Annotated in this window: 2 protein-coding genes; one reads left to right on the forward strand and one right to left on the reverse strand. The window is 63.3% G+C overall.

The annotated features are described in order from the left end of the window. Positions 1 to 38: 38 nt before the first annotated feature. On the reverse strand, positions 39 to 338 hold the full coding sequence (locus AXW67_RS41940) for a hypothetical protein (protein ID WP_145927670.1): 300 nt from the start codon (positions 336 to 338) through the stop codon (positions 39 to 41). A 110-nt stretch (positions 339 to 448) separates the two neighbouring features. On the opposite strand from AXW67_RS41940, the gene AXW67_RS17115 reads away from it, so the two are divergent. Then, positions 449 to 6,933: Ig-like domain-containing protein (locus tag AXW67_RS17115; protein ID WP_145927671.1), on the forward strand; the 6,485-nt coding region annotated here is incomplete at its 3' end.

Consider the following 6,933-nt stretch of genomic DNA (forward strand, 5'->3'; position numbering starts at 1 on the left):
ACGGCTCCTCTCGGCAATTAAGCTATTGCTAACAAACGTCAAAAAGCTGCGCCGGGGCTGGCGCGTTTGGGGAGCGGGGTTGGATGACGTCTTGCGGCGCCGAAAGGTTTTCGGAACTGCGACAATGCGTTTCCGCCCCTTTTTCCCACAACCGAGAGATGTCTTCGGCTGAAGACCTGCCGCTTCTGGCAAAACATGCCGCTCGAAGCGAGCCTGCAACTTTGACTGCCGGCCGCGACGACGAAGTCGCGCGGTTTTATTTTACCGCTTTTTCTGTGCGTCGTCTTTTCCAGGCGAGAGGCCGCGCGATCGATTTTGGCGCGGACCTGCAAAGGCATTGGCCTTCCAGATGCTCGCCGCTGCTCCCTCGCGGCGAGCATCCATCCGTTTCGGCGACGGCGAACGCCGCATCTCAAATGAAAAGATCCATTTATTTTAGGGGTATTACATGTCGAATGACGGCGTCATCAGCATCGTCGGCAACCAGAACGCCAGCGTAATCGACGGCAATTCCAGCGTCATCGTCGCCGGTAACGGCAACGACAGTTTGACAGCGGGCGCCGGCAGCATCGTGACTGCCGGCAATGGCGCGGACACCATTTCGGTCGGCGCTGGCAGCGTGGTCGTGGCCGGCACTGGCAACGATACGGTGACCGCAGGCAGCAACAGTCTCGTCACCGCCGGCAACGGCAGTGATCATGTCACGGCAGGCGCGAACAGTGTGATTGTCGTCGGTAACGGTAACGACACGCTGAGTGTGGGCAACAACAGCATCGTCACGGCCGGCAATGGCAACGATCAGGTGACCGTCGGCGCCAACAGCGTGATCGTGGTCGGCAATGGCAACGATACGCTGACCGCAGGCGCCAACAGCGTGATCACCGCCGGCAACGGCAACGATACCATCCATCTTGGTCAGAACGACCTGGTCGTCGTCGGAACCGGCAAGGATACGTTCGTCCTGCCGTCGTCGGCACAATTGGCGCTGACGGCGCCGACCAGCCTATCGGTCAATGAGGACGGCACCGTTGCGCTTGCGCTCGGCATCGCTTCGTCAGGCTTTGGATTCGGCAAGGAGACGATCGTCGGTTTCAACACCAGCAAAGACGTGATCCAGCTCAGCACCGCGCAATTTGCGAATTTCGCGGCCGTGATGGCGTCGGCAAAGCAGATCGGCAACGACACCATCATCACCGGCGATGCGTCCGACACCATCGACCTCAGTGGCGTGCGCCTTTCCAGCCTGACCGCCAGCGATTTCTCCTTTGTCAGCTCCACCTCGAACATATCGGTGACGATATCGGGAATACCGGCCGGCGTGACGTTGAGCGACACCGCCGGCGCCATCACCGTCGTCAACGGCAGCGCAACCTTGACCCAGGCCCAGCTTGCCGGCTTGACGCTGAAGGCGGGCGAGGTGACGGCTGGAACGTTGACCGTCACGGCGACGGACACGTCGACCGGAAACTTCGTTACGAAGACGATCGCGCTGACGGTCAATCCTGTCGCCCCGACGCTGGGGGGACCGACGTCGTTGACGGTCGGCTCCGGCGCCACGATCGCCCTCGGCATCACGGAAACACCGTTCGATTCCCGTGATACCATTTCGCTGACGATCAAGGGTGTGCCCTCGGATGCCTTGCTCTCGGCCGGCACCAAGAACGCGGACGGGAGCTGGGCGCTGACACCGGCGCAGCTCACGGGCCTGACGCTGAAGGCGGGAGGCGCGACCTCGGCAAGCCTGACGGTCACGGCGACGAATACGGCCGGAATTACGGCGTCGGTGACGGAAACCATTCAGCTCAACGTGACCGCGCCGCTAAAGGTCACCTTCGACACGGTGTCGTTCACCGACACGGGCGCGCAGGGTGACCACATCACCAACAATGGCAATGTGACGCTGTCCGGGACCGTGACGGACAATTTGACCGTATCGCAGGTTCAGGTCTTCAACGGCAATACGCTGCTGGGTTCGGCGACGGTGGACAACGTCCACCATACGTGGTCGTTGGTGACGACCCTTGTGAACGGCAATTACAATCAGCTCAATGTCCAGGCGACCGACAGCGCGGGCACTTCGGTCAGCGCCAGCACGACCCAGTATTTTCAGGTCGATACCACGGCTCCCACTCTCGTTTCGGATTCGGAATCCGTCTCGGGCCTGACGCAATCAAAAGTCGAATCCATCACGATCCTGGCCAGCGATGCCAATGGCGTCGCCTCTGTGGCGATCTACGATGACGCGACGCATAAATTGCTCGGCAACGCAACCTTGAACGGTGGCGCTTGGAAGTACGGCGCGACCGATCTGTCAGACGGCGTGCACAAGTTTTACGCCGTCATCACCGACGTTGCCGGCAACCAGACCACGACGGCCGATTTGACGACGGTAACGGTCGATACCACGCCGCCGACACTGATATCGGACTCGGAATCCGCCCCGGGGCTGACGAAGTCGAACGTCGAAACGATCACGGTTAACGCGACTGACGCGAACGGCGTTGCCTCGGTGACGATCTATGAAGAGGGGAAGGCGCAGCCGCTCGGCGCCGCAACGTTGAGCAGCGGTACTCCGAGCAGTGGGACGTGGAGCTTCAGCACTGGCAGCCTGGGCGACGGTGCGCACAATTTCTACGCCGTCATCGTCGATACGGCCGGCAACCAGACCAAGACGGCCGATCTTGCGACCGTGACGGTCGATACCACGCCGCCGGCATTGATCTCGGACTCGGAGTCCGTTTCGGGACTGACGCAATCGACCACCGACGTGATCACGGTGAGTGCGAGCGACATCAATGGTGTCGCCTCGGTGGCGATCTATGAAGAGGGGAAGGCGCAGCCGCTCGGCAGTGCAACCCTGAGCGCTGGAAGCGCCGGCAACGGCACCTGGACCTACAACGCGACGGGCCTCGGCGATGGCGCGCACGCGTACTACGCCGTGATCACCGACGCCGCGGGCAACCAGACCAAGACGACCGATCTGGCAACCGTCACGGTCGACACCACGGCGCCGGTGGCAACGATTGCTATCTCGGCCTCCGGGGCGACCAACACCACGACCGAGACCATCACGGTCAACGCGAGCGATGCCGATGGCGTTGCGTCCGTCGAGATCGACGACAACGGCGCCTTCCTCGCCAACGCGACACAGGGCAGCCCCGGCGTCTGGACCTACACGGCCGCCAACCTGACGGAGGGCGGCCATGATTTCACGGCTTTCGTCAAGGACGCAGCGACCAACTCGACCACCACCGGCCATGCGACTGTCGTGGTCGATACCACCGCGCCGTCGGTCACGTTTGACACGGTTTCCTACGACCACACCGGCACAGCCGGCTTCACCAAGGACGGAACGGTTACGCTCTCCGGCACGACCGGCGACAACGTCACGGTGTCGCAGGTCCAGGTGTTCAGCGGCGCGCAGTTGCTGGGCGACGCGGCCGTCGACAACACCAGCCACACCTGGACCCTCACACAGAACCTGCCGGCGGGGGTCTACAGCAATCTCAGCGTGACCGCGACCGACGAGGCCGGCAATACCGGCACGGCAGCGAACACTGACGCAACGCAAACGCTTCAAGTCGATCACACGCCGCCGTCGATCGCTTTTGGAACGGTGTCTTACGTCGACACCGGTGTCGCGAACGACGGCATTACCGGCAACAACCTCGTGACGATGTCGGGCGCCGTCGCGGACGACGTGACGGTGTCGCAGGTTCAGGTGTTCAGCGGCTCTCAGTTGCTGGGCAACGCCGTCATCGACAACACCAGCCACTCCTGGACGTTGACGTCGAACCTCGCCGACGGCACCTACGCGAATTTGAGTGCGACGGCGACGGATGAAGCCGGAAACAGCACGAGCGCAGCCAACACCAGCGCAACGACGAGCTTCCAGATCGATACGGCCGCACCGATCATCACCTTCACCAGCGTGACCCTGGCTCATCCGACGGACTCGTCCGGTACGAATTCGTCCGACGGTGGAATAATCCTGTCGGGGGCGGTTTCCGATAATGTCAGCGTAACCCAGGTTCAGGTCTTCAACGGGAGTCAGCTACTCGGCACGGCGACCGTCTCGAATGGCACGTGGGCGCTGGACACGACCCTTGCGCAGGGCAGCTACAACAACTTGCACGCAACGGCGACCGACGAGGCCGGCAACGTCGCTGACGCCGGCAACAGCCACGTCGTGACCGTAAGCCCCGCATCGGGCTACGTCATCGACGGCTACATCACGGGTGCGACCGTATTCGCCGACACCAACGGCAATGGCAAGCTTGATGCAGGTGAAGCGTCGGGAATAACGGACGAATCGGGTCATTTCACGCTGGGTGCCGGAACGACAACGGGCACGCTAGTGCTGGTCGGCGGTACCGACACCGCGACCGGCCTCGCATTCACGGGAGTGATGACGGCGCCGACGGGGTCGACCCAGGTGACCCCGCTGACGACGCTGGTGCAGTCGGTCGCAGCGGCCAAAGGGGGAGATGTCGCAGCGGCTTCGCAGTCCGTCGCCAAGGCTCTTGGGCTCGATCCGACGGTCAATCTGACCAACCTCGACACCGTCGCGGCCGCCTATGCCGGCGACAGCAGCGCCTTTGTCGCCGCCAGCAAGGTGCTCAATACCGTCTCGATGGTCGCGTCGGCCGTTGTCGGTACCGGTGCGTCGGACTTCTCCTCTGCGGCCGCCAGCGCCTTCTCCGCCCTCGCGGCGCAAATCGCCACGACCAGCGCACCGCTCGATCTGTCCAGCACCGATTTGGTGTCGACCGTCGTCAGCAGCACGATTGCCTCGGCTTCTTCGGGCACGTCGTCATTGACGAGCGACCAGACCGCGGCGATCGCCAGCGTCGTGACGTCGGTCAATGTGGCAACGGACAAGGCCGCCGCTGCGAACAGCGGCACCGGCACCACCGCCACGGCGGCTCTTCTCACCAGCGTCAGCGCCACGTCCATCGTGGCGCAGGGCACGACCTCAACGCAGCTTCAGCAGGCGACGTCCGGTGTCACTGATTTGACGACGCTTGCCAACAATACCACGGCCGCCAGCGTGACGTCGGATGCCTCACAACAGCATGTGGGCAGTGTCGCGCCGGCTGCTCCGACATTCGTGAGCCTGACGCCGACGGATGGTTCGCCGAACAATTTCACGATGGTGCATTACACGCTGACGTTCTCCGATCCGGTCACTGGCGTGAGTGCGAGCGATTTCAGCATCGCGACGACGGGGTTAGTGGGCGCGTCGATTGCCGGTATCACGCCGGTCGCCGGCAGCAATGGCACGCAGTACACCATCTCGGTCAACACCGGGGTCGGCGTCGGCGATGGCACCCTGACGCTGAGCTTCACCGGAAGCACTGTTCAGGATATTGCGGGCAATGCTTTCAAGGATCAGAGCACGCACACGGGTGCGACCTATATTGTCGATCAGGACACTGGCGAGCAGGCGGCACTCGGGCTGAACGTCACCAACACCAACGTGAACACGGCGGGCTCCGCGATCTTCAGCTTCACCGTTGCGGGGCTCGAACCGAACGACACCGGTACGGTGACCTTCACCGACGGTGCGAACAAGGTCTCGGTCGCCGTTTCCGGCGGACAGACCAGCTATACGGCGAACCTCGGCACGCTGACAGACGGCCCCATCACGTCTTCGCTGGCGGTCAACACTGATGCGGCCGGCAATTCGTTCACGCCGGTGGCCGGCACGAGCGCGGTCACGCTGAGCGGATTCAACGTTGCCGGCAGTTCCATCCAGATCATTCAGAATGGGGCCGGGGACATCACGGTGATCCCGAGTGGCAGCGTCACGACCCAGTCCGGGAACGGCGTGACTGCGGAAGAGAGCGCGAGCGGGACCGGCAACGTCACCGTCAATGCGACCGGCAGCGTGACCGGGCAGGGCACCGGCTCGATCGGCCTGCTCGCCGAGAACCTCAACGCGGCCAATGCCGGCAACATCAACGTGACTTCGACCGGCGGCGCCAGCGGCGCGTTTGACGGCATCGATGTCGTCAACAAGGGCAACGGCAATATTTCGGTCGAGGCGGGCGGAGCCGTAGCCGCGACGGTGCAGTTCGGCATTCGCACCGAACAATATGGATCCGGCAGCACATCGGTGGTGATGGACCCCGGCAGCACCATCCATTCCGGCGGCGCAGGTATCAGCCTCGTCAACTTCGCGACATCGATCGGGACCGGCGCCAACAGCGTGATCACGGTCACCAACAACGCCACCATCAATTCGGGCACGACTCTCAACCCCAGTGGTTCGCAGCCCCAGGGCATTGCCGCCGGCTACTACGGTACCACCGGCGGTCCGGGCACCGTCGGCATCGCCAATACCAACGTCAACGGCACTGTCACCGTCAACAACAACGGCAACATCACCGCCGCGGCGGGTTACGGCATCAACGCCTACAATTACGGCAACGGCAATGTGACCGTGAACGAGGCCGCCGGCACCTCCGTCTCCGGCGCGCAATACGGCATCGGCGCCTTCGGTAACAGCAAGGGGACCGGTAGCGTCGCCGTCAATGTCGGGGCCAATGCGACGATCTCGGGCGGCTCGATCTTCGGCATCCAGGCTTTCGTCAACGGGGTCGGCAGCGTCAGCGTGACGACTTCGGCAGGCGACAACGTCACCGGCGGCAGCTCGGGCATCAATGCGCAGAATCAGTCGGCCACCGACGATCCCACCAGCAGCGTGACCGTGATCGCCCACGGGACGATCCATTCCGGAACGCTCCTGACGCCGAATGGCTCGACGCCCGGCGGCATCGTCGCCGGCTACTCTCCCGGCGGTCAGAACGTGGCCAATGGCGCCGTCGCGGGCAACGTGCTGGTGCAGAGCGACGCCACGATCGTGGCTGCGGCCGGCTCCGGCATCAACGCCTACAATTACGGCGCCGGCAATGTGACGGTCACCACCGG

The organism is Bradyrhizobium neotropicale (genome assembly GCF_001641695.1).
GTDB classification, from domain to species: domain Bacteria; phylum Pseudomonadota; class Alphaproteobacteria; order Rhizobiales; family Xanthobacteraceae; genus Bradyrhizobium; species Bradyrhizobium neotropicale.